A 22,320-nucleotide genomic window follows, 5' to 3' on the forward strand; every position below is an offset into this window, starting at 1 on the left:
GCCGGGAATAATATTCCCGCTGTTGCTAATAATTCACTTTTTATTTTTTGAACAAGCGAAACGGTAATTTCACAGGCAATGTTTTTGTGACCCAAAATAACCGTTTCGCTGACATTAAGAATTACTGCCTATTTTATTTCTCTGCTCTGGTCTGTTCTATGCTTATCAGTTCTGTCTGAACCTTATAAGGAACAGGATATATGAGAGCACTGACGTATCACGGCGCACATAAAGTTAGCGTTGATAATCGCCCCGACCCGATTATTGAATCTTCAGACGATATTATTCTTCGCGTTACCGCAACGGCGATTTGCGGCTCCGACCTGCATCTTTATCACGGAAAAATACCAGGCACTAATCACGGGGATATTTTCGGTCATGAATTTATGGGCGAAGTGGTGGAAACCGGAACGGGTGTTCATGCGGTCAGTAAAGGCGACCGGGTAGTGATCCCGTTTGTCATTGCTTGTGGGGAGTGTTTCTTCTGCAAACTTCATCAGTACTCTGCCTGTGAACAAACCAATTCCGGCAAAGGCGCGGCGCTGAACCGCAAAGGCATCACGCCACCTGCGGCGCTCTTTGGTTACAGCGATTTGTACGGCGGTATTCCCGGCGGTCAGGCCGAATATGTGCGCGTGCCGAAAGCCAATACCGGGCCGTTTAAAGTCCCGGACACCCTCACCGATGAAAAAGTGCTGTTTCTCTCCGATATCCTGCCCACGGCCTGGCAAGCGGTAAAAAACGCCGAAGTGAAACCCGGCGCCAGCGTGGCAATTTATGGCGCCGGACCGGTCGGTTTACTTACGGCGGCTTGCGCGCGTCTGGAGGGAGCGGAGCAGATCTTTATGATTGATGACAGCGATTACCGGCTGGCTTTCGCCCGCGATCGTTATGGCGTAATCCCCATTAACTTCGATAAAAATGACGACCCCGCGGCGTGGATAATTGAAAACACCGCCGGTCACCGAGGCGTGGACGCCGTGATCGATGCCGTGGGATTTGAAGCCAAAGGCAGCACCACCGAAACGGTGCTCAGCACGCTGAAAATCGAAGGCAGTAGCGGGAAAGTACTCCGGCAAGCGATCGCCGCTACGCGCCGCGGCGGAATTGTCAGCGTGCCTGGGGTGTACGCCGGTTTTATCCACGCTTTCATGTTTGGCGATGCCTTTGACAAGGGGCTGACCTTCAAAATGGGTCAGACGCATGTGCATGCGTATTTGCCGGATTTGTTACCGCTGATTGAGTCCGGGCATTTGAAACCGGAAGAGATCGTCACGCACCACCTGCCACTGGAAGAGGCGGCGCGCGGCTATGACATTTTTGATAAACATGCAGAGGATTGCCGCAAAGTGATCCTCGTGCCGGGCCTGAATGCAGAAAAAGCGACGATTTAACCTGTCGCTTTTCGTGAACACTGGTGAGACGTGCCATGCCTCTCCCGGCGGGGAGAGGCAGACCGTAGCGCAGGTGCTTAGATAAAGGTGAAAATCTCGTCGCGCGGCAGGCGCGATTTTGGCAGCGCGGCGTTGAAATCGTTCTCGCTACGCACACCGAGCGACACCAGCACCACGCTGGTCAGCCCTTTTTCACGCAGGCCGAGGGCGAGATCCAGTTCGCGCTGGTCGAAACCTTCCATCGGCGTGGCATCAATACCCAGCATTGCCGCACCCAGCAGCAGGCCGCCCAGCGCCAGATAAACCTGTTTTTCCATCCACTGCGGTAAATCGCGCTGCTCATAACGGTGCATAGCCACGTATGAACGGCGGCCCTTATCCTGGCCCGCTTTTGCCGCTTCGTCTTTAAAACGACCATCTTTCTGCTCTTGTTCCAGCACATTTTGCAGGTGATGCTCATCAAGATCGCTGCGTATGCACAAGGCAATAACGTGAGAAGCATTGACGATTTTCGGCTCGTTATAGACGAACGCTGCGGTGGCGGATTTCGCCATTGCCGCGCGGCCTTCCGGCGTGGAGGCGACAACAAAGTGCCACGGTTGTGAGTTCACGGAAGAGGGGCTGTTTTGCAGCACATTGAGCAATGTGTCGATTTTGTCCTGCGGCAGCGTTTTGCCGGGTTCAAAGGCTTTCACGGTATGGCGGGCAATTACAGCATCATCAAGTGTCATTGTCGTTCTCCTGCGCAATAGATGAAAAATTCGGGGCGGACCGTCCCGTAGAGTGTGACGAGAATAAACACAAAGCGGCACAAGATAAATCGGTGTAAAAAGGCAGCACTTTCACTCGGCGAGTGAAAATAGAGTTTGCCAGGGCGATGTTTTCTGGCAAAACAGAGAAGCCACTCGCCTGTGAGTAATCTTGCGGAGAAACCATGATTCGGCTGGAAGATGTCACGCTGTTCGTCCGTTCAGCGCTACTGGGAAGTTTTTCAAACGCCGCGCGCGAAGCCGGGCTGTTGCCAGGCCAGGTGAGCGCGGCGGTAAACCGGCTGGAGCGCGATCTGGATAAGCGCCTGTTTGTCCGTTCAACGCGCAGTTTGCGTCTTACCGCCGAAGGGGAAAAATATCTCCCTTTCGCGCAGGAGATGCTGGCGGTCGTCGCCGCTGGTGCGGAGAGTTTGCACAGCGGCGATAAAGAGATTCAGGGGGAACTGCGCGTGGCGGTGCCTTCCGATATTGGCCGTAATGTTCTGCTGCCGCTGATTACGCGCTTTTGCGAGCAGCACCCCAACGTGTCGCTGCGGCTGTCGCTTTCCGATCAAATCAGCGATGTCTTTCGCGATCCGGTGGATATCGCCATTCGTTACGGCGTGCTGGATAACAACAGCTATGTCGCTTTGCCGATCGCCGAAGATAACCGCCGGGTGCTGGCGGCGGCACCGGCGTATCTGGCGAAACACGGATGCCCGCAAACGCTGGATGATGTGGTCAATCACCACTGTTTACTCTTCACCATGAACAGCCAGGTGTATGACAAATGGAGCTTTCCGGAAAACGGCATGCGCCGCCAGTTGATCGTCAAAAGCCGGATGCTGTGCGACGACGCCGATGTTGCCCGCCGCTGGGCGCTGGAAGGCATGGGCGTTATTTACAAATCGTGGATCGATATCAGCGCCGATGTGCTGGCAGGGCGGCTGGAAGTGTTGTTGCCGCAGCACCCCGGTGAAGCCACGCCGCTGAACCTGATTTGCCCGCATCGCAAGCAGTTTTCTCCGGCAATTCGCCATCTGCATAGCGTGCTGCGTGATCATCTGCGGCCAATCACCGCGCTATTACATACTCACCCGGCCTTTAAACCGCACGGATGACCAAAAAATGTACGCCACGGCGCGCCAGGATTAACCTCTTTGCGTAGAACATTACGCACTCTTACGGAGGTTAAGCACATGGCTTTACGTTCACTGGGCACAACAGGGTTACAGATCCCGACACTGGTTTTCGGCGGCAACGTTTTTGGCTGGACGGTTGATGAAAAACAGAGCTTCAGCTTGCTGGATGCGCTGCTGGAGCGAGGTTTTACCGCTATCGACACCGCCGATGTTTACTCGCGCTGGGCTGCGGGCAATCAAGGCGGCGAATCGGAAACCATTATTGGCAACTGGCTGGCGGCGCATCCTGCCGCGCGCGACAAAGTCACGCTCTTTACCAAAGTCGGCGCGGATATGGGCGAAGCGGGTAAAAAAGGGCTTTCGGCGCGCTGGATTGCCCAGGCGGTGGAAGATTCGCTTCGCCGCCTGAAAACGGACTATATCGATCTCTACTTTTCTCACTGGCCGGATAGTGAAACGGCCTATGACGAAACGCTCGACGCGTATGAAAAACTGCTGAAAGCCGGGAAAATCCGCGCCATTGGCGCATCTAACCTGAATGCTGAGCAACTGAGCGAATCGCTAAAAGTGGCAGATGCCAACGGCCTGCCGCGCTACCAGGTGCTGCAACCGGAATACAATCTTTATGACCGTTCCAGTTTTGAAGGCGCGTTGCAGGATTTAACGATACGGGAAAACATTGGCGTGGTGACCTATTACAGCCTCGCGTCCGGTTTCTTGTCCGGCAAATACCGCAGCGAAAAAGATTTGAGCCAAAGCCAGCGCGGACAGGGCATTGCCAAATATCTTAACCCGCGCGGTTTCGCCATTGTTGAGGCGCTGGAGAATGTCGCGGCAAACCACCAGGTGAAACCCGCCGAAGTGGCGCTCGCGTGGCTGATTCAGCAACCGGGCGTGACCGCGCCGATTGCCAGCGCCACCAAACTGGCGCATATCGACAGCTTTGTCACTGCCGTGTCGTTAAACCTCTCCACCGATGAAATCGCCGCGCTGAATAAAGCGGGTGCCTGATGCCCTCGCCCGGCGGCGCCTGCTGCCGGGCTGCATAATCTTGTGCGCAATTGAGCTATCACTGCGCACCACTCCAGATTTCCCTGCCCGCTTTAAAACAATGCGAAGCAGAAAGGTGACGCGACTTATCTGCCCTCTTTTTGGCGGCGCGGGTTTTGCGCTTTTTTGCACGCCGGGTTTACACCCTGCCCCTTCCTTTGCTCATCGAACCGTCGTCTGTCTCGCGTATACCTTTCGCCATGAGCACGATGGTAACGCACAAAAAATCCCCGAATGACACGCCCTGTCAGCACGATCATTTACCTTTCCCTGAGCGAAATCATGGCGTTGTGTAATTGTTGCGCTTTGGGCGGAAATTTCATTTTAGTTTTTCGCATTCCTGCCGTTAACCACTATGAAAAAACAAGGTTTTATCTGAAAGCAGGGCCGTGGCGCGAGGGTCAGGCCGTAACCGTTAACGTCCTCTGAGACTTTGTATTCCGGAACCCGTCACAATGAAGGAAAGTCACGACAGAAAACACGACCCGTTGATTGAGCGGCTGTGCGAGATCTTCGCGGCGTTGTATCAGGGAAAGATCATCGATAAAGCGTGGTTGTGCGAAAAATTCGGTATCACTGAACGTACGGCTTATCGCGATCTGGCCCGGCTTGGGCATATTCTCGATCAGGTTTCGCCGGGGCGGTATAAGCTCAGCGTCCATCTTCTTCCTGCTTTACATAACGGCCATTTGGCAGAGTTCGCCGATTTTACCGGCGTGGCGCACCTTTTTCCGCGCAATGATGGTCAATCACTGCGTAACAGTATGCAGCACCGCAACAATATTACGTTTCACGCGCCCACTAGCCGGGAGAACCGGCAAATCGAAGATCTGCTTAACCAGCTTAATCACGCCATTACCGGACATTGTGAAGTGGAATACCACTATCGCGATAAACCCCGGTGTGCGCAGCCCTACCGGCTGATTAATCAGTACGGCCTCTGGTATCTGGCGGCGGTGGAAAATGGGCGACTGAAAGCGTTTGAAGTGGCGAGAATCGAAAACCTGAAAAGTACGACGCGTCATTTTGCACCCCACGCAGAGGTGCTGGAGGAGCTGGAGAACAGCGTCGGTATCCGCTTTGGCTCGCGGGTCGAAGCGCTGCTGCGCGTCTCAGCGCACGCCGCCGAGTATGTTACCCGTCGGGCGCTGTTTCCGGCACAACGCATTGTTGAACAGCATGATGACGGCAGCTTAACGCTTGCCACCGCCATCACCGATCCGCACACGCTGTTTCGCTGGTTGCGCTACTGGTTGCCGGATATTGGCATTCTTTCTCCGGCGTCGCTGCGTGAACAGTTCGAGCAGGATCTGCACCTGCGCTACGCCCACGGCGTGGCGCAGAGATAGCGCCGCGCTTATCACGCTTACTTACTGGTCGGGAAACTGACACTGTTTGGCCAGTAATACCGGGTCACGCGGCGAATACGCCATTAAGCGGCGGGTGTTCGGGTGATTAGCCGTGATACTGCTCGTCGGTAACATGCTCAAGCCAGGTAACCGGGCTGCCGTTCAGTGATTCGGCAATAGCGATGTGGGTCATTGCGTTTGTGGCTGTTGCGCCGTGCCAGTGCTTCACGTTTTCCGGGATCCAGACAATATCGCCCTGGTTCATCTCCTGAACGGCTTCACCTTCGCACTGAATCCACCCTTTACCGTGGGTAATAATCAGCGTTTGGCCCAGCGGATGGGTGTGCCACGCGGTTCTTGCGCCGGGTTCAAACGTGACCGTCGCGCCGCCAACGCGTGCGGGTTCGTCGGCTTTAAAGGGCGCGTCGATACGTACGCGGCCGGTGAAATAGTCCTGCGGCCCTTGCGCAGAGGGAACCGATGCACTGCGGATGATTTTCATACTGCTCTCCCGTATTTGGATACGTTTTAAAGCGTAGCTGGCAGGCGAGAAATTATTGCAGGCAGCGCCCGTTCGCGATCAGAACCGCGACTGACGCCGGTCATTAACCCGGTTTTCTGCGCCCTTATCCACTTCGTCTGAAAAAGTGACAGGGCGATCATAATCCTCACCGATTACCGGCACTATGGTGGTAAATCGGCATGATCTTATGCGTAACACTCATTAATGGCGGCGTAGCACCATTACGGCACTCGCAAGGGTAAACAGCGCCATGATCCACGCCATCGCCCAAGGCGTTCCGTCGCGAAACCACGTCAGTAGCAGCGACGAGATAATACCGCTGCCATATTGCAGCGAGCCAATCAGCGCCGAGGCGGAACCGGCGATAGCGGGTACGGCGTCGAGCGCGGCGGCGGTTGAGGTGGCAGCGATAATGCCGTTCATAGAAAAAAACAGGAACACCGGAATGATCACCGCAGCAATACCGCCGAACTGCAACTTCACCGCCAGCGCCAGGGTCACCGTTGCCAGCGCAGCAATCGTGACGGCAATTTTCAGTAACTTATCCAGCGGATGGCGCTGCACCAGCCGCCGGTTCAGAAAGCTCACTCCCATTAAGCCGACAATATTGATGGCAAACAGCCAGCCGTAATATTGCGGATCAATGCCGTAATAGCGGATGTAAACAAACGGCGAACCGGTAATAAAGGCATAGGCGGAGACGTAGAAAAAGGTCACACACAGCGTGTAACGCATAAACGCGCGGTTACGCAGCAGTGCGAAGTAGTTTCGAAACGCGCCCGGCAGCGAGGCTTGGGTGCGCTTTTCGGTGGGTAAGGTTTCCGGCAGGAAATAGAGAGAAAGAAACATCAGCGCGCCAATCCCTGCCAGCAGCCAAAAAATGGCATGCCAGCTGGTGATTTGAATAATTTGTCCGCCCGCCAGCGGCCCAACGATCGGCGCAATCGCCATAATGATGGTTAATGTGGAGAGCATTTGCGCCGCGCGGGTGCGGGCAAACAGATCGCGGATCATCGCCCGCGCCAGCATCGGGCCGGTGCAGGCACCGAAAGCCTGAAACACGCGCCAGAACACCATCTGATGGATTTCAGTGGAGAGCGCGCACCCGGCAGAACCTATGATAAACAACAGCATACCGATAAACAGCGGAATGCGGCGGCCGATCGCGTCGCTGATTGGCCCCCACACCAGCTGCGCCAGCGCGAAGCCGACCAAAAACCCGGTGATGGTCAGTTCGATATCGCCCTGGAGCTCTTTTGCCATCAGGGGCATTGCGGGCAGGTAAATGTCCGTCGACAGGGAGGTAAAGGCCATCAGCGCGCTGAGGATCGCGAGAAATAGCGGCCCGTGGAGCTTGTTGTTCATAAAATCCTGATTAAGTCACGAAGGGAACGCCGACAAAGGCGGAACGGTATCTTAATCAGTGCGGCACAAATGATAACGCCATTAAATCATAATGACGTTATGAGCCAGATTCATGAGTGGCGCTCGCTTACCGTCATGGTGAAAATAACCGGTTGGCTGCTTTCATTGGCGTAGTGGTGCGCGGTGTCGGTTTGCGCCACGGCGGAACAGCCTTCACCCACAACGAGCGCCGTTTGCCCCACCTGAATGTGCAGCGTACCGTGCTCAACGTGCAGCAGTTCCATGGTGCCGGAAGGGTGTCCTGGCGAGGCGAACCGTTCGCCGGGGAACATCTCCCAGCGCCACATCTCCAGCATATCCGGCCCGCTGGTGCCTGCCAGCAACCGCGCAGTGCCACCATTTTCGCCCTGCCACAATGTGGGAATGTCTTCTTTTTCTATCAGATGCGCGGTCGGTTTACTGGCGACATCGACAATATCTGCGACGGAAACCCCCATCGCGGCGGCGATTTTACACAGCAGGGCGATGCTCGGATTGGCGAGACATTTTTCGATCTCTACCAGCATGCCTTTGCTGACGCCCGCGCGGCGGGAAAGCTCATCCAGCGAGAGTTTTTGTTGTTTACGAAACGCTTTAATACGCGTTGCCACCGCTTCACTGACGCGATGCACATCTGCGCCGGAGTCGGTCGGTTTATTGACTTTTTTGGTCATCGGTCGATACTGTGCAATAAAATGGTCACTAAAAAGGATTATCCGATGCTTTCCGTTCAGCCGTCAATCGATGCCCGTCTTGCCGCCATCGCCCCTGGTTTTCGCGCGCTTAGCGTGTATGTTGATGCCGCACCGCTACTGAACCCGCACGTGGGCGAAGCGGCACTGGCGAGTGCGTGTGAATGTGTCGCGGCGGGCGACCCGACCTGGTCGGACGCGCATCTGGCGGCATGGGATGAGGTGTTTAAGCGCTTCGGCGCGAAGCCAAAACGTACGCCCTGTTCGGCGCAGGCGCTGCGAAAACGTGTGCAGCGCGACGGCGTGGTACCTGCAATTGACCCGGTGGTGGATCTCTATAATGCCATCAGCCTGCGCTACGCTATTCCGGTGGGTGGTGAGAACATTGCCGCCTATCACGGCGCGCCGCGTCTGACGCTTGCTGACGGTACTGAGCTGTTCGACATGATGAAAGAGGGCGAGCTGGCGCACGAGTCGCCGGAGCCGGGGGAAGTTATCTGGCGCGATGACACAGGCGTAACGTGCCGCCGCTGGAACTGGCGCCAGGGTGTGCGCACCCGCCTGAGCGCTGCCGACAGCCAGATGTGGTTTATCCTCGAAAGCCTGCCGGAAATGCCGCTGGACGCATTATGTGAGGCAGGCGACGAACTGATCGCCGGATTGCAACGTATGATGCCGGGCTGTCGTGTTGAAAAAACCATGCTCGGATTTGATCTCTGAAGGGGGAAGAATGGATTTCACAGGATTGAGCGCATTTCCGCTGTCGCCGCTGCGCGATGAACGGCTGGATGAAGCGGCTTACGTGAAGTTGATTGAACGGCTGCGTGTCGCCGGCGTCGATTCGATTGGCGCACTGGGTTCGACGGGGTGCTACCCCTATTTCAGCCGCACCGAGCGAGCCAATGCGCTGCGCCTGGCGACGGAACATTCCGGCGCGGTTCCGGTGATTGCAGGAATTGGCGCCTTGCGCACGCGCGATGTGCTGTGGCTGGCGGAAGATGCGCAGAAAGCGGGCGTTAGCGCCGTGCTGCTGGCACCCGTTTCCTACCACGCGTTGACCGAAGACGAAGTGTTCAGCCTGTTTGCCGCTGTGACGCGCGAACTCTCCGTGCCGCTCTGCGTGTACGATAACCCCGGCACCACCCATTTTACCTTTAGCGACGAGCTGCTGCTTCGTATTGCGCAGTTGCCCAATATCGGCTCAATCAAAATTCCACCGATTTCCGCACCCGAGCGGGCTGCGCGCCTGCGCCCGCTAATCCCACAGAGCATCACGCTGGGTATTAGCGGCGATGCCGTCGCGGTTGACGGTCTTAGCGCCGGATGCGGCGTCTGGTATTCAGTGCTGGGCGGCCTGTTCCCGCAAGCGGCGCTGGCGATTTCCCGCGCGGCGCAGGCCGGTGATTTTGCACAGGCGCGCGCCCACTCTGACGCATTGCAACCGTTGTGGGACATCTTTAAACGTTACGGCGGCAGCTTGCGGGTAATGGCCACTGCGGCAGAACTGCTGGGTTTAGCGGGCGCATCGTCCCTGCCTGCGCCATTGCGGACGCTCACCGGCGATGCGCGCCGCCAGGTGGCGGAAGTGATTGAGCAACTGCGGTTAGTCTGACGCTTACTCGTTGAACGTTCCGTTTTGCTCCGTTGCATGAGGTATTTTGTATATCCCATTGACATATCCCATTGATAAATTATGCTGTCATTCAGTGTGAAATTTCACCAATGGAGGCGCGTGTGGAAAAAACGACAGTTTTCAAAAGCAACCGGAGTCAGGCCGTGCGTTTGCCAAAGGCAGTTGCGCTGCCGGAGGACGTGAAACATGTTGATATCATTGCCGTAGGAAGAACACGCATCATTACCCCCTCCGGGGAGGCCTGGGATAGCTGGTTTGATGGTGAAAGTGCGTCACCAGATTTTATGGCTGCACGGGAGCAGCCAGAGGAGCAAGACAGGGAAGACTTTTGATGCTCAAATTTATGCTGGATACGAATATTTGCATTTTCACTATCAAGAACAAACCTGAAATCGTCAGGCAGGCTTTTAATCAGCACAGCGGGCAGATGTGTATCAGCTCTGTCACCTTGATGGAGCTGATTTATGGTGCCGAGAAATCGGCCATCCCCGAAAAAAATTTGCGGGTTGTGGAAGGGTTTACAGCACGCCTGGAAGTGCTGCCATATGGTGTCGATGCTGCTGTTCATACAGGCCAGTTGCGTGCGGAGTTAGCCAGAGCAGGTACGCCAGTAGGGCCATATGATGCCATGATTGGCGCACATGCTCGCTCACTGGGACTGGTACTTGTCAGCAATAACACTCGCGAGTTTGCTCGTATACCTGGCTTGCGCTTGCAGGACTGGACCTCGCATTAACCTGATGATTGCGCCCCCAGCCGTTTCGCCACAAACCGTGAGATTGCCGGGCCGGTTATCAGCACCAGGATAAACCGCCCGGTCTGCATCGCCATCACAAACGAGATATCCACATGGCTTGACGAGGCGATAATCGCCACCGTATCCGCGCCGCCGGGGCTGGTGGCAAGGTAGGCGGTAAGCGGGTCGATTCCGGCGAACTGCACCAGTAGCCAGGCAAAACCGCAGCACACCGCGACGAGCGTCAGCACCGACAGCAGCACGCGCGGCAGTGCGCGGGCGGCGTAGCAGACAATTTCGCGTGTAAAACGCAAGCCGATACTCCAGCCAATCATCGCGTAGGAGAGCGCCAGCAGCCATGGCGGCAACTCCAGCGTCAGCAAACCGGTATCTTCAACCATTATCCCCAGCGCTAACGTTATCAGCATTGGGCCGGAGGGGATTTTGACGCAGCGGGCAATCAGATAACCTGCGGCAATCACCAGTAATGTCCCGGCAAATGGCAGCCAGCGCACCGGGCTAAATAAGGTGAAAGTGGCGACCGCATGATCCGCGCTCTCCGTTCCCATCCATATGCGGGTCACCAGCACCGCGACCAGCGCCACGATCATCACCCGCAGATACTGCATAAACGCCACCAGGCGGACATCCGCGCCAAAGCTCTCGGCCATAATCGTCATCGCCGCCGCCGCACCTGGCGACGATCCCCAAATCGCTGTTGAACCGGGGAAAACCTGCAATTTCGCCATGATCCAGCCAAGAATGGCGCTGGCGAAAATAACGGAGAAAATACAGCTGATAAAAAGCGGCCAGTCGGCGGCGATGCGGCCAAACACTGACGGCGGGATCGCATGCGCAATCATCGCGCCGACCACCGCTTGCGCGGCGGCGAAGGATTTTTTACTGACGGTAACTGGCCGGTTGAAGATGGCGAGAAGAATGCCGGAAAACATCGGACCCAACAGAAGCGCTGCGGGCAGATGGATCAATTCCATCACAGCAACGAAGAGCAATGAAAGGACGATAAGCTGTAACCAGTTGCGAAACCAGGGGACATGTGTCGCCATTAGCGGCACTCCCTGCACGCTACCGAAGCGGCGGTAAAATCAATCAACGGCATAGCGCTTCCCGAAAAATAACATGTTGAAAAGCAAGGTTGGGTCTTTGAATGTAAGTGTTCTTCACCCTCCCTGCAAATGTGCTGTTCCTCACGGCAACCGGGTTTAACAGACCTTACTCGCTTCCCGGCGGAATTTGCCGGCCGCGTATTCGCAGTTGTCTGCCATTGATTAACCCTGCGCCACCAGTCGATTTAGCTCGCGTTGGAACGGAGCGGTTTATTAGCGGAGAGTATTTATTCAAGAGAATATATTTTTTCTAATTCAACTATTTTCTGCTTTCGTAATAAATTGATTGGTATAGGCTATTCTAGCTATAGGTTTTGATATTTATGAAAATTCCTAATCTCTTGTTAGCTTCCTTGCGTTATGTAACCGCAGTGACTAATTTTTTATTACTCTGTGTCACTGTTGTTATTTTAGAAGTGTTAACTTATTAATTTTTTAATGTTTTTTCTTATTGATGATTACATCAATTTTTAGTGCTGTATTTTTATTTAAGTTAAAAATAATACTTTTGGGCCATTGCTTCCTAAAACTTCGTTCTTTCCTAAGCGAAATTGAACTCAGGCACCCATGATTTCTGTTATGGATTAAATGGCTATCTTTATGGATTTTGTGGCTGCTACTGGGGTGTTCGTTTCATCTTTTTTTGGCGAAAGCCAGGGGCGGTAGCATTTTTCATTTTAATTATTTTCCAGGTTAATAATGGTATCTCGTTGCCAAACGCGATATAACATTCCAAATTAAACGGAAGCATAATTTCGCTTTCGCTAAAATTCGCTGGCAAATAATATTTCCCGGAGGTTGGATATGTATATCATCTCTCAGGATAGCTATTTTGTCATGGGCATGGATAAGCTGCTTAAAGCCATTAACCCGCATGCAACGCATACACTGGTTGCCTTTGATCGCGGTGATGGAAAGATATTGTTTTTTAGTATGAATTCATTGCTTTATATTTTAAGTGAAGAAAAAGGGTTTAATTCATTTATTTGCACTCGATTTATTTCAATCGATAAATCTTCATCTGTATCTTTGCTACGGCACGAGATCAGAAAGATACTTAATTTCCTCAAGGGTCATGAGGATATATATTCCTTTCGCGAAGTCCATTTTAGCGCGACGGAGTATAAAATTATGCTGCGGTTTCTTGAGTACCAGTCCAGCGACACCATTTCGCAATCGCTCGGCATTGATAAAAAGATCGTCAGTAATTATAAAAACGCGATACTGCGTAAACTGGGTTTAAACAGTATGGCGGAACTTATCCATATTTATAATAACTGGAACGACTGTTTTTGCTGCTCCGAAGGAAAAGTCATGGCAGATGCGATATTTCTTCCCCGCGTCGGGACGAATGAGCTAAAGATGATTAGACGCGGGAATAACCACGTTTCAGAACCTGTGGTTTCGTCTCTTTATTCTGGCAGCTTTTCTCATATACCCGCGCTGCGGACTGGTCAGCGTTCTTTATTAACCATATAGCAATAGTTTATTGCTTTTATTGCTGTTTATTCAAAATTCTTGTGCGCTTATCCTGCTTCGTATCGGGTTGCTAACCGCAGCCACAGTGACCGAATCAAGAAAGGATAAGCCATCATGTTATTCGATAACTATTCCCTGAATACGCTCGCATTGACTAACCGTATTGTTATGCCACCGATGACCCGCTCCCGCGCCGGAGCTGGCGATGTGGCAACCGATATGATGGCGGATTACTACGCCCAACGCGCCAGTGCCGGGCTGATTATCAGCGAAGGCACGCAAATCAGCCAGCAGGGTCAGGGCTACGCCTGGACGCCGGGTATTTACAGCGACGCGCAAATTGCGGGCTGGAAAAAAGTGACCGATGCGGTGCATCGCGCAGGCGGTAAAATCTTTGACCAGTTGTGGCATGTGGGGCGCGTGTCCCACACCGTTTTGCAGCCGGGTAATGCGGCACCGGTTTCCTCGTCGGCGATTCAGGCCGAAGGCGTAAAAGTGTTTGTCGATGTGGAAGGGCGCGGACCGGAAAATGGCGTCGGTGATATGGTTCAGCACTCGATGCCGCGCGCATTAACGGTGGAAGAAATCCCCGCCATTGTTAACGATTACGCGCAAGCGGCGCGTAACGCGATGGCCGCCGGTTTTGATGGTATTGAACTGCACGGCGCTAACGGCTACCTGATTAACCAGTTTATTGATTCGCAATCGAACCTGCGTGACGACGAATACGGCGGTTCGTTGCAAAACCGTCTGCGCTTTATGAAAGAGGTGGTCGAAGCCGTTTCGGCGGCGATTGGTAAAGAGCGTGTCGGCATTCGTCTGGCACCGCTGACTACGCTGATGGGTTCGCGCGACGATACGCCGGAAGCCACGTATCTCGCGGCGGCCAGCGTACTGAATGAGATCGGCATTGCTTACATTCACATCGCTGAAGCGGACTGGGACGACGCGCCGGTGATGCCTGCGGCTTTTAAAGAGGCGCTGCGTATTATTTTTCACGGCACGCTGATCTACTCTGGCAAATACACGCCGGAGCGCGCCGAAGAAGCGCTGGCAAAAGGCTGGGCGGATCTGATTGGTTTTGGCCGACCGTTTATCGCTAACCCGGATTTGCCGTACCGCCTGCAACATAACCTGCCGCTCAATGAACCGATCAGGGAGAAATTCTTCGGCGGCGGCGCAGAAGGCTACCTGGATTATCCATTGCAGAAAGCGTAATAACGAACGGGGGCAAATACCCCCGTTTTTGCGTGCCGCAAACCGCTGTCAGAAATCGTAGGCATTAATCACTTTCATTAATGCCGCGTCATTCTTATATTTTTCCCGCAGCGTTTTGAGCTGTACCACTGCTTTGCCACAGGTGGCTTGCAGGCTGGCATCCAGCTCTTTCTGGCGCTGCTCGTCAAGATCCGAATCCTGTTCGCCGGCGAAATGCTCGCACTCTTCGGCAAGATTACGAAAATCCTGAACGTCTTTCGGCAGCGGGGCGGCGGCAAAACTGGTGTTGAAAATAAAGGCGGTGGAAAGAATAAAAAGGAAGCGCTTCATCGGTTGTTGTCTGTCGGAATATCGGGGCGCTTATTTTACGCCTTAATAGTGGCGATGAAGAGAGGGAAACGAACGACTTTTTACGCGTTTTCTCAGGTGATGATGTGTAGCTGATGCCGTCGTTATACCTGACCACGACGTTTGCGGGTGCTGTGTTTTTTATCGCTTTTTCTGTCTATACCTGAGCAGGAAACCATCTGGATTTATTTCCGTCAGTGCCAGCAAACAGAGCCTGTTGCAGGCTCTGTTTGAGATGCGGCAAACGCGTCGGGATTCACTCTGACCGTGATTGCAGCCAGGCGTTTTTCACCACCCCTTTCACTTCCCTGAGCTGCTTGCGCGTTTTATCAAGCGCCGTCGCCAGCCACTCCTCTTTATCACTGTATTTCACCAGCACGATGCAGCCCTGCATCACTTTCACCAGAATATGTTGCCCGGTATTAAACCCGGCATCGCGCAACCACTTGCCGGAAAGCGTAATACTCGGCGTGCTCGCGTCGCCCTGATTCGGGCGATATCGCACAATTACGTTGTGCTCGGTTCCGGCGATGGTGAAGTCTGAGGTAGAATGCGGATCAGCCATTATCAACTCCTTGATAGTTGGGGATGGTTAGACGCTCCGGTTGTGTTCCTGCACATCGGGGCGTTGTTTAGATAGGAAGGAATCCTTTTAGGTGGCCTCCTATAAAGGTGAGAATAGTTAAATAGGTGGCCCCATGTCAATCATATCCCGCGAGAAAAAACCGAAAGGTGGCGGCCAGTCACCGCAGTTTAAAATGCGCATAGATCCAGCGTTGAAAGAACAGCTTGATGCCGTGGCGGCAGAAGAAGGGGTAAGCCTCGCCAGTTGGTTAAAGGAACTGGCGAGGGAGGCTTTGCGGGCTAAGGGGATAGAGCCAAAAGGGTAATATCTTCGATATCCAAATATTATTATCTTTGTTGTTTTGCTTTTATCCTGTATTTGATGCGGTTCAAACTAATTTTTGAGTAAAGCCCTTTGTATTAATGAAAAGACTTTATTATTTTATAATCGGCAAAACAATTAAAAATCTAGTCTTTTAATTTTGTTAGGCGGTTTTGATATTTAACTTTGGAAGAAAACTTGAGCCATTAATGGGCTTTTATTGTTACACGTTGATTAAATTAGCTGTGATATGATTATTTCAATTTCATGTATTAAACTTAATTACTATATTAATGTATGTTGAGGTATGCCATGGATAATAAAGAATTTGCTGAAGCGCTAAAGGCAAAAAAGGCGTTAATCGTTCATTTTTCAAATCTTGCAAGTATGTCAAGGAATCAGCCATTCCCCGATGATCTTAAAAATGTGATCGAATCACCCACTTCAAATCCATTATCATGTTGTATTGTCTGGCCTGGTCATACGATGAGTCTGCCTGGTAGCATTGGTGTAATAATTGAACCTGCTTTACCTAATATTCATGGCGTTTGTGCAACAGATGCTGGAACTTCTGATAATAATGGAGAAATAAATTCATTCGCGAAGCCACTCTCGCAAGAAATTTTAGAAGAAATATATGCATTTTCAGATCCGTATAACGAATGTATCGTTATCAAACCTAAAGTCATTGGTATTTATATTGATAATATAAATTATATTAGTGTCAGGAAGAAACAAGAATTGCGATGTGGTGATTATTTCGAAAGTAATATCGGTCCAATGGAGGGATATTTATCAGAAATTTTCGATTGTTTTGAAGGTCTCAGTATTTTTACTTTCATTGATGGCGAAATCGTTTCAATCAATAGACAAACACCTTATTTATAGCCCATCTCTAACTTTTGGCGGAAGATCACAGGAGTCACCATTTATTCATAACTATTTGATTTTATTGATTTTATATTTTTATCGTTATTCATGTTATACACATTTCTATACATGTTTATAACGATGTTTATTTTTTCATCAAGCGTTGCTATAAGAAAAAGTTTTTGAATTTAACTGTTCACACTATACATCTTGCCATTTTATGATTTTTAATCAATGGGATAGCAGGTTATGAGTTGATGAAGAGTGCACAGCTTAGTGTTCACTGTTTACGAATTCTAAGCAGCGGCTTAGAAGTTAAATCGTGAGTGGAGAGATTGATGCTTTTTAACAGGCACAAGAAGAGAGAAGGGGCTAAGATAGAGCTTACTATGCTGAGGCACACGTCAACGTTTTTAACACTTTAAGCAGAACTCTGATCCTTTTGAAGGCTTTTTATCGTAAAATATCAAGGTATAGATATGCTATAGGAACAGATAATGTCAGATTACAAAGCAAAGGTTGCAAATGCCGGGTTTAGTAAACAAGAGCTTTTAGGGTTCAAGCGCCAGTTCGGACAATTAAAAGCAACTTATCATCCTAACCTTACCGCCGAACTGACGCTTCCAGCACTGATAAAGGAAGAGGCGAGAAAGTCAATTATCATGACCAGATATTATATTCTTGCGATTTTCTTGTTTACCCTTGCTGCGGCTATGTTTGGTAATTGGTCTTATCTGTACATGCCTGCCGGTATGCTCTTTTTTGCTTTACTGGACGTACGTTCCTCCGCCAGAGAGGAGGATCGCACGATAGCCTGCCAAATCAAGCTCATGATATTGGCTGTAAAGTTGTGGTTTTAATCGTCGAATTTATAGCCACCATCAATAAACTCGGCTTTAAATTTATATACAGTGCTCCCGGTAAAATATAGTTTCATTGCAGCGTTTTTACTAGCCCATTTAGATATAAAATCATTACTCACATGTCGGAATAATTTTCCGGTTCCAGGCTGTTCACCCAGATATTTAAGGACAAGTCTGTTTGGGTTTTGGCTAAGTACCGGGGTTCTGATTGCGGCATATAATGTCAATGAAAGCTCAACACCACTATAAGCTAAGTCCCCCGCATCATCATCAAACCCTGCTATTTTTGCCGCTTCTCGGTAAATTTTGCGTAATACCCCTGCTTCATTATGTTCATATATTAGGGGAGAAACCGATTCGTAGACGTTATTTGTACCGTGGGCTACTAACATTAAACCTACTCCACGCATAGCTTTAAGGTTGAGAGATTTACCTAGTTTGGTTAATCGATATCCGCCCCATGCTTCAAGTCCACCACCAACCACGCCACCAGCGATCTTTGCATATTTCAGTACTCCATGTTCTTCGAACACATCTGTAACAGCATAGATTACTCGGTCTTTCATCCTTAGCATCTGATACTCTCTTTGCGTGAGTTTCAGTTCTGCTTTTAGCTCTTCGATTATCTCCATCTTTTTTTGCGGATTCATCTCCGCATCAAAACGGGACTGATAATCTCTAACACTCGCATCAATATCACGTAAATATTCATTACGAATTATTGAATCTTTTATTATAAAAGAGGCAGCAATAGTAGCCACACGTTGTAATTCAACTATGTAATTATTAAGATCATATCTAAGGTGAGAATATGCACTAGTACCCATGTTAGCCTCTGCATATCAGAAGTAAGATGTTGAGTTCTTTATATCCCAACCCATGCGTGTCTCTGCGCCTTTTCCTCCCATTCCACCTTGTTCCCAGTACTGAAATTTCACTTTTTCTGCTTCAAACTCGTATTCAACGTCAGTTGTAACACCATGATCACTCAGTAGAACTTCTACAAGAATGACATTCTCTAGTGTAATTCTGTAATACTCCATTTGCCCACCGCCTGCTTTACAGGCTGACAACTCAACAGTTCTGATCCTGTTACCATTTGAGGAGTATAATAGAGCACCTGCAGTCGTCTTATCTACTTGGCAATGTACACTCAGATTATGGTAATTCACTTTCCCCGTTCCTCCGGGGGCACCGTTATTTCTTTTTGAACCCCAAGAATAGGAGTTCACATCAGTCCATCCTGGATGCTGAGCATCTTTTGATTCACCGTTAATTCCATCAATTCTCAAGAAAATATTGTTCATCTAGTATCTACCTTATGGTTATTTCAGCCTTTATCTTAATATGTTGCAGAGAAGTGAGATAGTAGCTGCTTCTTTGTTGTAGTAATACCTCGTAAAGCGACCTCTAACACAGTCTGTATTGGGTGGGATCAGTCCAAACTATAGGGCAGGATCGTCTACCGGGGGTCAGTCCAATGGGGGAATTCAGGGGAGGCAAACTGGCGGAAGATCACAGGAGTCGAACCTGCCCGGGACCGCTGGCGGCCCCAACTGGATTTGAAGTCCAGCCACCTCACCGGAGATGACGATCTTCCGCGCCTGCATTGCTACATGGAGGCGGGGCGCATTATAGCTACTTTCAGGCATTTACCACATACCCTCGCCATAAATTTTCTCATTGTGCTCCCGCCGCAAACGGCTGTTTAAGATAAATCCTCATCGTTTCCAAGGCTTAGCGATTTTATGCCGCAAAGGAAGTGCTGTGATACATAAGGAGAAAGGTTCGCTAAACACCGAAAATTCGCATGAGCTGACTGAAATTCAATCAGTCACCCTCTCTGAAAAGGGCTTTCTGAACATTTTGCAGACGCATAGGAAACAAAATGGACAGTCCAGTAAGAAAAGCTGGCCAGGGCGTATTTCTTGCCCGCTACGCTGTTTTAAGGCGGTAAAAGCGCGCCGCAACCGAACGCTGTACTTGCCTAATCTGGATGTACTGGAAGCCGCGCAATCTGTCTGCGAAAGGGAGGCGCATCGGCGAAAAACTATTACGCCGTGCTTTCCCGTGACTCCCCGCTTAGCGGTGCGGATAGGGGCTTTGTTATAGCAGGCTTGGGACAATAATGGCGGCGAAAATTGCCGCAATAGCGAGATATTTCACCGCATAGTAGAGCTTGCGGCTGCGTTTTTTCAGCCGCTGGCCGCCTTCGCGAAGGGCATAAACATATTTGAAGATGCGATTGATCGCACCGGTGCGGTCGCCTTCGTCATTTGGCGAACTGGCGGCGGACATTACCGTTGAGCCAATCCAGTGATTTACCGCCTGCGCCCAGCGCCATTTCATGGGGCGCTCGATATCGCAAAACAGAATAATGCGCGTCTGGTCGGTTTTATTTTCTGCCCAGTGAACGTAGGTTTCATCAAAGATCACCGCTTCGCCGTCTCGCCAGCTATGACGCTGGCGGTCTACTTCAATAAAACAGCGGTCATCATTTGGCGTTGCTAACCCAAGGTGATACCGCACAGAGCCCGCATAAGGATCGCGATGTTTTCCCAAATACGCGCCCGGCGGCAGTTCGGCAAACATTGCCGCCTTAATCGAGGGGATCTGATTCACCAGCCTGGTGGTGACCGGGCAAAGGGGTTGCGCCGAAGGGTGCGCGTCGCTGTACCATTTCAGGTAGAAGCGTTTCCAGCCGCGTTTAAAAAAGGTGTTAAAGCCCGCGTCATTATTCGCCTGCGCCGCTTTAATGTGATCCTGCAAACGCAGCGCCTCTTCACGAATAATCTGCCAGTTAGCCGTAATTTCCTGCAGTTCCGGAAAAGTCGCGTTGTCAAAAAACGGCTGTTTCGGCGGCAGGCGCGAAAAGCCGGTCATAAACATATTGATAGGCGCCATAAACGTTGAATGATCAAACAACTGGCGTGAAAGTTTCTGCTTCTCTATGCCACGGGAATGCGCATAGATCACGCTGATAACAAAAATGGCGAGAATAATAACGGCAACCATCGTGACTTTCCTTCCTGAAAAATTCAGAAAAAGCGTAGATCACCGTTTTAGCGCCTTCCACGTTCCCACGCGAAAGGCGCAATTTTTGTTAAAGCCATGTTTCAGGGGTTCGCGGGGGCGGGTTGAGAAGGTGTTTCCGTGGCTGGCGGAGTGACCACACCCCCGGTTACCACGCCGCCATGCATGCTCTGCTTGATTTGCTGTTTCTGCACGTTAATGGCAGAAAGCTCGGCGTTCACCGACGGTTTAAGCGGCGCATCGGCGCGTACGCTGCCGCTGGCGGTGAGCTGTAAATTCCCGTCGCCGCTGATCGGCAGCGCCGGCCAGCCCCACTCCTGTAACACATTCACCGGCACGCCGCGCCCGTTCAGGCTGAGATTGACGCTGCGATCCGGCGTTTGCGCAACCACGGCTTTGGCTTCCAGCAGGCCCTGGCCGGTAAAGGCGCTCAGTTCGGTGATGTTAACGACACTGCTGTTGGCATTCAGCGCCAGCGACGGGCGGCGCACATCCACGCGGTTAAAGGTGGCGGCGGCGGCATTCAGCTTCGCTGTGCCACCCCATACGCCCCATTTGCGCTCGCGCACCAGTTGCAGGTTATCGCCGTAGCCGTCCAGCGCCGTCAGTTGCCACGGGAAAGCCGGATCGATATCAATCACCAGATTGCGGCTGGCGCTGAATTTTTTCAGCGTTACGGTGTTCAGCCACGGTGGTAAATCCTCCATCCATAGCTGCTTCCAGTTTTCCGGCAGGGTGTATTCCAGCCCGGCGAAAGCGGTGTCGTCCAGCACCAGCGCATGACCCGCGCGATACCAGTTGCCGGAGGTGCGCACCATGCCGTTTTCCCAGCGCGAAGTGAACTGTTGCAGTGCAATGCCCTGCGGCGAGAAGTTAGCATTGAGGATCGGATCGAACAGATGCAGCGAGCCGTAAATAAATTCGCTGGCATTCATCGACAGCCTGCCATCTTCGCTTTGCCAGTCGCCTTTGGTCAGCGTCAGGTTGCGCAAACTTAAATCCAGATCGGTGACGGCCCAGCCCGGCCCCTGCAAACGGGCGTCTGTCACTTCGACACGGCCAATTTTCAGCGAGGGTAGCGTCATCAGTGGGCTAAAGAAATCGAGCAGGGATTTATCACTTTGCAGGCGGATATCGTTCAGCCGCAAATTATTCACTACCCAGCTTCCATCCGCTGCGCGTTGCGCATCGCCGGTCAGAGAGCCGCGCGCCATATCCGCGCCAATAGTGGTGAGCGTGACGACATCTTTATCGATACTACCCTGAATAAGCACATTACTGGCGGGAACGCCGTTTAAGGTCAGCGAACCGGCACTCATCTGAATTTGCGCCTTGCTACCCAGCACATTGCCAGCAACCGGCTGCCACGGCGCAACGCCGCCGGTGACGCGTTGAGCGCTGAGATCCCAGCCGGTGGTCGGGCTGTTAAAGGCCATATTGGTCAATTGCAGGCGATCGGCCTGGAAGGGCAGCGGCGCGGCGGACGGGGAGAAATTCAGCGTGCCGTCCTGTAACAAAATGGTGTCGGCGTGCAGCGGATCGGTAATCTGGCGGCTGCTCAGGCCAATATCCACCGTTTTGGCGACCAGCGTTGCTGGTTGACCTTTGCGGCCAAAATTAACGCCTTTTAACAACACATGGGAAGGGGAGGAGAAGCGGTGATCCATCGCTTCAAAGGTCAGGTGATAGCCGCTGTTATCATTCACCCACTTGCTGACCTGCGTTGCGCCCCAACGGGTTTGCAGCAGGAAATAGCAGGCGATGACCGCCACAAGCAGAGCGATAACAACGAAAAGGAGCAGCTTTCCAAGAAATTTCATGATC

24 protein-coding genes and 1 tRNA gene are annotated in these 22,320 nt (G+C 51.8%); 13 read left to right on the top strand and 12 right to left on the bottom strand.

Translation table 11 applies throughout. The features are described 5' to 3' along the window. The first annotated feature begins 200 nt into the window (after positions 1 to 200). The gene (locus tag BN2591_RS13700; protein WP_086872326.1) at positions 201 to 1,394 is read left to right on the top strand and encodes a zinc-dependent alcohol dehydrogenase; all 1,194 of its coding nucleotides are present in this window, start codon (positions 201 to 203) and stop codon (positions 1,392 to 1,394) included. A gap of 77 nt (positions 1,395 to 1,471) precedes the next feature. Here BN2591_RS13700 and nfsB read toward each other — a convergent pair whose 3' ends face one another. After that, on the bottom strand, positions 1,472 to 2,125 hold the full coding sequence (gene nfsB / locus BN2591_RS13705; protein WP_086872328.1) for an oxygen-insensitive NAD(P)H nitroreductase: 654 nt from the start codon (positions 2,123 to 2,125) through the stop codon (positions 1,472 to 1,474). Positions 2,126 to 2,328: 203 nt separating this feature from the next. Here nfsB and BN2591_RS13710 point away from each other — a divergent pair, with 203 nt between their 5' ends. The 3 genes from BN2591_RS13710 to BN2591_RS13720 all read left to right on the top strand — a co-directional run bounded on the left by BN2591_RS13710 (position 2,329) and on the right by BN2591_RS13720 (position 5,684). Continuing rightward, complete coding sequence (locus BN2591_RS13710) at positions 2,329 to 3,264, top strand: LysR family transcriptional regulator (protein WP_086872330.1); 936 nt, start codon at positions 2,329 to 2,331, stop codon at positions 3,262 to 3,264. A gap of 78 nt (positions 3,265 to 3,342) precedes the next feature. After that, on the top strand, positions 3,343 to 4,296 hold the full coding sequence (locus BN2591_RS13715; protein ID WP_086872333.1) for an aldo/keto reductase: 954 nt from the start codon (positions 3,343 to 3,345) through the stop codon (positions 4,294 to 4,296). Positions 4,297 to 4,790: 494 nt separating this feature from the next. Further along, positions 4,791 to 5,684, top strand: a complete 894-nt coding sequence (locus tag BN2591_RS13720) for a WYL domain-containing protein (protein WP_086872335.1) — start codon at positions 4,791 to 4,793, stop codon at positions 5,682 to 5,684. A 106-nt stretch (positions 5,685 to 5,790) separates the two neighbouring features. Here BN2591_RS13720 and BN2591_RS13725 read toward each other — a convergent pair whose 3' ends face one another. The 3 genes from BN2591_RS13725 to BN2591_RS13735 all read right to left on the bottom strand — a co-directional run bounded on the left by BN2591_RS13725 (position 5,791) and on the right by BN2591_RS13735 (position 8,285). Then, positions 5,791 to 6,186 (bottom strand): (R)-mandelonitrile lyase, encoded by a 396-nt coding sequence (locus tag BN2591_RS13725; RefSeq protein WP_086872338.1) that lies wholly within the window; start codon positions 6,184 to 6,186, stop codon positions 5,791 to 5,793. Between the two features lie 222 nt (positions 6,187 to 6,408). Continuing rightward, the gene (locus tag BN2591_RS13730; protein WP_086872340.1) at positions 6,409 to 7,572 is read right to left on the bottom strand and encodes a multidrug effflux MFS transporter; all 1,164 of its coding nucleotides are present in this window, start codon (positions 7,570 to 7,572) and stop codon (positions 6,409 to 6,411) included. Positions 7,573 to 7,682: 110 nt separating this feature from the next. Further along, positions 7,683 to 8,285: a helix-turn-helix domain-containing protein gene (locus tag BN2591_RS13735; protein WP_086872342.1), complete on the bottom strand. Its 603-nt coding sequence runs from the start codon at positions 8,283 to 8,285 to the stop codon at positions 7,683 to 7,685. Between the two features lie 45 nt (positions 8,286 to 8,330). Here BN2591_RS13735 and BN2591_RS13740 point away from each other — a divergent pair, with 45 nt between their 5' ends. From BN2591_RS13740 to vapC, 4 genes are all read left to right on the top strand, one after another. Continuing rightward, positions 8,331 to 9,023 carry a B3/B4 domain-containing protein gene (locus BN2591_RS13740; RefSeq protein WP_086872344.1) on the top strand — a complete coding sequence of 231 codons (693 nt, stop codon included), beginning with the start codon at positions 8,331 to 8,333 and terminating at the stop codon, positions 9,021 to 9,023. 10 nt (positions 9,024 to 9,033) lie between these two features. After that, positions 9,034 to 9,915 (top strand): dihydrodipicolinate synthase family protein, encoded by an 882-nt coding sequence (locus BN2591_RS13745; protein WP_086872347.1) that lies wholly within the window; start codon positions 9,034 to 9,036, stop codon positions 9,913 to 9,915. A 110-nt stretch (positions 9,916 to 10,025) separates the two neighbouring features. Continuing rightward, positions 10,026 to 10,268: a type II toxin-antitoxin system VapB family antitoxin gene (gene vapB / locus BN2591_RS13750; RefSeq protein ID WP_162494953.1), complete on the top strand. Its 243-nt coding sequence runs from the start codon at positions 10,026 to 10,028 to the stop codon at positions 10,266 to 10,268. After that, a complete protein-coding gene (vapC, locus tag BN2591_RS13755) occupies positions 10,268 to 10,672 on the top strand; it encodes a type II toxin-antitoxin system tRNA(fMet)-specific endonuclease VapC (protein WP_086872353.1) in 405 nt (134 codons plus the stop codon). The genes vapB and vapC overlap by 1 nt, the downstream gene beginning before the upstream one ends. On the opposite strand, the gene BN2591_RS13760 is transcribed toward vapC, so the two are convergent. Next, positions 10,669 to 11,739, bottom strand: coding sequence for an AbrB family transcriptional regulator (locus BN2591_RS13760; protein ID WP_086872356.1), 1,071 nt, complete (start codon positions 11,737 to 11,739; stop codon positions 10,669 to 10,671). The two genes, vapC and BN2591_RS13760, sit on opposite strands and share 4 nt — an antisense overlap. An 864-nt stretch (positions 11,740 to 12,603) precedes the next feature. Here BN2591_RS13760 and BN2591_RS13765 point away from each other — a divergent pair. Together BN2591_RS13765 and BN2591_RS13770 are read left to right on the top strand one after the other, a co-directional pair. Beyond that, the gene (locus BN2591_RS13765; protein WP_086872359.1) at positions 12,604 to 13,278 is read left to right on the top strand and encodes a helix-turn-helix transcriptional regulator; all 675 of its coding nucleotides are present in this window, start codon (positions 12,604 to 12,606) and stop codon (positions 13,276 to 13,278) included. A gap of 114 nt (positions 13,279 to 13,392) precedes the next feature. Continuing rightward, a complete protein-coding gene (locus tag BN2591_RS13770) occupies positions 13,393 to 14,496 on the top strand; it encodes an alkene reductase (protein WP_086872361.1) in 1,104 nt (367 codons plus the stop codon). 48 nt (positions 14,497 to 14,544) lie between these two features. On the opposite strand, the gene BN2591_RS13775 is transcribed toward BN2591_RS13770, so the two are convergent. Both BN2591_RS13775 and BN2591_RS13780 read right to left on the bottom strand, forming a co-directional pair. Continuing rightward, complete coding sequence (locus BN2591_RS13775; RefSeq protein ID WP_065369673.1) at positions 14,545 to 14,826, bottom strand: hypothetical protein; 282 nt, start codon at positions 14,824 to 14,826, stop codon at positions 14,545 to 14,547. 274 nt (positions 14,827 to 15,100) lie between these two features. After that, positions 15,101 to 15,409, bottom strand: a complete 309-nt coding sequence (locus BN2591_RS13780; RefSeq protein ID WP_086872364.1) for a SymE family type I addiction module toxin — start codon at positions 15,407 to 15,409, stop codon at positions 15,101 to 15,103. A gap of 133 nt (positions 15,410 to 15,542) precedes the next feature. Between BN2591_RS13780 and BN2591_RS13785 the strand changes: the two genes are divergently transcribed. The 3 genes from BN2591_RS13785 to BN2591_RS13790 all read left to right on the top strand — a co-directional run bounded on the left by BN2591_RS13785 (position 15,543) and on the right by BN2591_RS13790 (position 17,460). Beyond that, on the top strand, positions 15,543 to 15,734 hold the full coding sequence (locus BN2591_RS13785) for a toxin-antitoxin system HicB family antitoxin (protein ID WP_086872366.1): 192 nt from the start codon (positions 15,543 to 15,545) through the stop codon (positions 15,732 to 15,734). Between the two features lie 308 nt (positions 15,735 to 16,042). Continuing rightward, positions 16,043 to 16,618, top strand: a complete 576-nt coding sequence (locus BN2591_RS24280) for a hypothetical protein (RefSeq protein WP_143468250.1) — start codon at positions 16,043 to 16,045, stop codon at positions 16,616 to 16,618. A gap of 479 nt (positions 16,619 to 17,097) precedes the next feature. Further along, positions 17,098 to 17,460 (top strand): hypothetical protein, encoded by a 363-nt coding sequence (locus BN2591_RS13790; protein ID WP_086872368.1) that lies wholly within the window; start codon positions 17,098 to 17,100, stop codon positions 17,458 to 17,460. Here the strand turns inward: BN2591_RS13790 and BN2591_RS13795 are convergent. From BN2591_RS13795 to BN2591_RS13815, 5 genes are all read right to left on the bottom strand, one after another. Beyond that, complete coding sequence (locus tag BN2591_RS13795; protein ID WP_086872370.1) at positions 17,457 to 18,290, bottom strand: DUF4225 domain-containing protein; 834 nt, start codon at positions 18,288 to 18,290, stop codon at positions 17,457 to 17,459. The genes BN2591_RS13790 and BN2591_RS13795 overlap by 4 nt on opposite strands. Positions 18,291 to 18,305: 15 nt before the next feature. After that, complete coding sequence (locus BN2591_RS13800) at positions 18,306 to 18,770, bottom strand: Hcp family type VI secretion system effector (protein ID WP_086872372.1); 465 nt, start codon at positions 18,768 to 18,770, stop codon at positions 18,306 to 18,308. 198 nt (positions 18,771 to 18,968) lie between these two features. Further along, a tRNA-Sec gene (locus tag BN2591_RS13805) sits at positions 18,969 to 19,063 on the bottom strand. 506 nt (positions 19,064 to 19,569) lie between these two features. Then, complete coding sequence (gene lpxO, locus BN2591_RS13810) at positions 19,570 to 20,478, bottom strand: lipid A hydroxylase LpxO (RefSeq protein ID WP_086872374.1); 909 nt, start codon at positions 20,476 to 20,478, stop codon at positions 19,570 to 19,572. Between the two features lie 101 nt (positions 20,479 to 20,579). Continuing rightward, positions 20,580 to 22,316, bottom strand: a complete 1,737-nt coding sequence (locus BN2591_RS13815) for an AsmA family protein (RefSeq protein WP_086872376.1) — start codon at positions 22,314 to 22,316, stop codon at positions 20,580 to 20,582. Between the last annotated feature and the right edge of the window lie 4 nt (positions 22,317 to 22,320).

This window comes from Kosakonia pseudosacchari, assembly GCF_900184035.1.
Taxonomy (GTDB): Bacteria; Pseudomonadota; Gammaproteobacteria; order Enterobacterales; family Enterobacteriaceae; genus Kosakonia; species Kosakonia pseudosacchari.

Coding starts and splice junctions, on each gene's coding strand:
- BN2591_RS13700 (WP_086872326.1), top strand. CDS start 201: ATGAGAGCACTGACGTATCACGGCGCACATAAAGTTAGCGTTGATAAT.
- nfsB (WP_086872328.1), bottom strand. CDS start 2,125: ATGACACTTGATGATGCTGTAATTGCCCGCCATACCGTGAAAGCCTTT.
- BN2591_RS13710 (WP_086872330.1), top strand. CDS start 2,329: ATGATTCGGCTGGAAGATGTCACGCTGTTCGTCCGTTCAGCGCTACTG.
- BN2591_RS13715 (WP_086872333.1), top strand. CDS start 3,343: ATGGCTTTACGTTCACTGGGCACAACAGGGTTACAGATCCCGACACTG.
- BN2591_RS13720 (WP_086872335.1), top strand. CDS start 4,791: ATGAAGGAAAGTCACGACAGAAAACACGACCCGTTGATTGAGCGGCTG.
- BN2591_RS13725 (WP_086872338.1), bottom strand. CDS start 6,186: ATGAAAATCATCCGCAGTGCATCGGTTCCCTCTGCGCAAGGGCCGCAG.
- BN2591_RS13730 (WP_086872340.1), bottom strand. CDS start 7,572: ATGAACAACAAGCTCCACGGGCCGCTATTTCTCGCGATCCTCAGCGCG.
- BN2591_RS13735 (WP_086872342.1), bottom strand. CDS start 8,285: ATGACCAAAAAAGTCAATAAACCGACCGACTCCGGCGCAGATGTGCAT.
- BN2591_RS13740 (WP_086872344.1), top strand. CDS start 8,331: ATGCTTTCCGTTCAGCCGTCAATCGATGCCCGTCTTGCCGCCATCGCC.
- BN2591_RS13745 (WP_086872347.1), top strand. CDS start 9,034: ATGGATTTCACAGGATTGAGCGCATTTCCGCTGTCGCCGCTGCGCGAT.
- vapB (WP_162494953.1), top strand. CDS start 10,026: ATGGAGGCGCGTGTGGAAAAAACGACAGTTTTCAAAAGCAACCGGAGT.
- vapC (WP_086872353.1), top strand. CDS start 10,268: ATGCTCAAATTTATGCTGGATACGAATATTTGCATTTTCACTATCAAG.
- BN2591_RS13760 (WP_086872356.1), bottom strand. CDS start 11,739: ATGGCGACACATGTCCCCTGGTTTCGCAACTGGTTACAGCTTATCGTC.
- BN2591_RS13765 (WP_086872359.1), top strand. CDS start 12,604: ATGTATATCATCTCTCAGGATAGCTATTTTGTCATGGGCATGGATAAG.
- BN2591_RS13770 (WP_086872361.1), top strand. CDS start 13,393: ATGTTATTCGATAACTATTCCCTGAATACGCTCGCATTGACTAACCGT.
- BN2591_RS13775 (WP_065369673.1), bottom strand. CDS start 14,826: ATGAAGCGCTTCCTTTTTATTCTTTCCACCGCCTTTATTTTCAACACC.
- BN2591_RS13780 (WP_086872364.1), bottom strand. CDS start 15,409: ATGGCTGATCCGCATTCTACCTCAGACTTCACCATCGCCGGAACCGAG.
- BN2591_RS13785 (WP_086872366.1), top strand. CDS start 15,543: ATGTCAATCATATCCCGCGAGAAAAAACCGAAAGGTGGCGGCCAGTCA.
- BN2591_RS24280 (WP_143468250.1), top strand. CDS start 16,043: ATGGATAATAAAGAATTTGCTGAAGCGCTAAAGGCAAAAAAGGCGTTA.
- BN2591_RS13790 (WP_086872368.1), top strand. CDS start 17,098: ATGTCAGATTACAAAGCAAAGGTTGCAAATGCCGGGTTTAGTAAACAA.
- BN2591_RS13795 (WP_086872370.1), bottom strand. CDS start 18,290: ATGGGTACTAGTGCATATTCTCACCTTAGATATGATCTTAATAATTAC.
- BN2591_RS13800 (WP_086872372.1), bottom strand. CDS start 18,770: ATGAACAATATTTTCTTGAGAATTGATGGAATTAACGGTGAATCAAAA.
- lpxO (WP_086872374.1), bottom strand. CDS start 20,478: ATGGTTGCCGTTATTATTCTCGCCATTTTTGTTATCAGCGTGATCTAT.
- BN2591_RS13815 (WP_086872376.1), bottom strand. CDS start 22,316: ATGAAATTTCTTGGAAAGCTGCTCCTTTTCGTTGTTATCGCTCTGCTT.